The organism is Streptosporangium sp. NPDC002721 (assembly GCF_042888905.1).
Classification (GTDB): domain Bacteria; phylum Actinomycetota; class Actinomycetes; order Streptosporangiales; family Streptosporangiaceae; genus Streptosporangium.
In genome coordinates this window covers 1-1,480 of sequence record NZ_JBIAQI010000094.1, presented here as the reverse complement: position 1 = coordinate 1,480, position 1,480 = coordinate 1, and the positions used below count along the sequence as shown (strand labels likewise).

2 protein-coding genes are annotated in these 1,480 nt (G+C 69.3%); both read right to left on the bottom strand.

Going from position 1 to position 1,480, the window contains the following annotated elements; translation table 11 throughout:
• The coding region (locus tag ACFYWM_RS44700) for a Gfo/Idh/MocA family protein (protein ID WP_389927994.1) at positions 1–440 on the bottom strand (440 nt) is incomplete at its 3' end.
• Positions 440–1,480, bottom strand: a 1,041-nt coding sequence (locus ACFYWM_RS44695; protein ID WP_389927992.1) for a substrate-binding domain-containing protein, incomplete at its 5' end; no start/stop codon positions are given. The genes ACFYWM_RS44700 and ACFYWM_RS44695, both read right to left, overlap by 1 nt.

Sequence of the window (1,480 nt, the reverse complement as noted above, 5' to 3'; positions counted from 1 at the left end):
GCCACGGCCGGCACCCGCCGGTAGTTGAACGCCACCATCGCATACACCCCCCGCTGCGCAGCGGAGCGGGCGGCCGCGGCCATCGCCTCGGCCTCGGCGACGGTGTTGGCGAGCGGTTTCTCGCAGATCACGTGTTTGCCGGCCTCCAGCGCGGCGATCGCGATCTCGGCGTGTGAGTCACCCGGCGTGCAGATGTCGACGATCTGCACATCATCGCGGGCGATCAGCTTGCGCCAGTCGGTCTCATGCGCGGCCCAGCCCATCTGCTGGGCCGCGGCCGCCGTGCCCTCGGGTGAGCGGCCGCAGACCGCGGCCATCACCGGCCGGGCCGGCAGGTCGAAGAACGCCCCCACACTGCGCCAGGCTTGGGAATGCACCCGGCCCATGAAGGCGTACCCGACCATGCCGACCCCGAGCGGCGGCTTGTTCGCCTCCACCATCAGGACTCAAACCCCAGCGGCAGGTACTTGTCCACGTTCTCCTTGGTGATCGTCTCCGAGGCCAGGGTGATCGACTGGGGCACCTGGTTCTCGACCAGGTCGCTCATGCCCTTGCCCTGGGCGATCAGGCGGGCCAGCTTGATCGCCGATGAGGCCATGGTGGGGCTGTAGGTCACGGTCGCCTCCAGCACGCCGGAGCCGGCCTGGATGTCGCGCATCGCGTTGGCCGAGCCGGCGCCGCCGACCATGAAGAACTCGCTGCGGCCGGCCTCCTTGATCGCGGCCAGCACGCCGATGCCCTGGTCGTCGTCGTGGTTCCAGATCGCGTCGATCTTCTTGTGCGCCTGCAAAAGGTTGGCCGCCACCTTGGTGCCGGACTCCACGGTGAACTGCGCGTCCTGCTTGGCCGTCACGCTGAAGCCGTAGGTCTTCAGCGCGTCCTCGAAACCCTTGCTGCGGTCTTGGGTCAGCGGCAGGGTGGCGATGCCCTGGATCTCCAGGATGACCGGGCTGGCCACGCCCTTGTCCTTGAGCTTCTTACCGATGTAGTGCCCGGCCGCGACGCCCATGCCGTAGTTGTCGCCGCCGATCCAGGTGCGGTAGGAGAGCTTGTCGGGAAAGACCCGGTCCAGGTTGATCACCGGGATGCCGGCATCGGAGGCCTGGCGGGCGATCTGGTTGAGCTGCTGGCCGTCGTTGGGCAAGATCACCAGGGCGGCGACCTTGGCCGCGATCAGCGACTCCACCGCGGAGATCTGCGCGTTGATGTCGTTGGTCGGCTCGACGGGCTTGAACTCGATGTCGGAGTACTCCTTGGCCGCGGCCTCGGCGTTCTTGGCGATCGCGGCGATCCAGCCGTGGTCGGCCGCCGGCGCCGAGAAGCCGATGACGACCTTGTCGCCGGGGGCGTCGTTGCCGCCGGTCGCGGCCGGCGCCGGAGCCGGCGCCGAAGCCGCGGCCGGGGCCGGGGCCTCGTTGCCCGTGCACGCCGTCACCAGCGCGCCCGCACCGATAACCGCACCGCCGAGCAGGAAACCCCT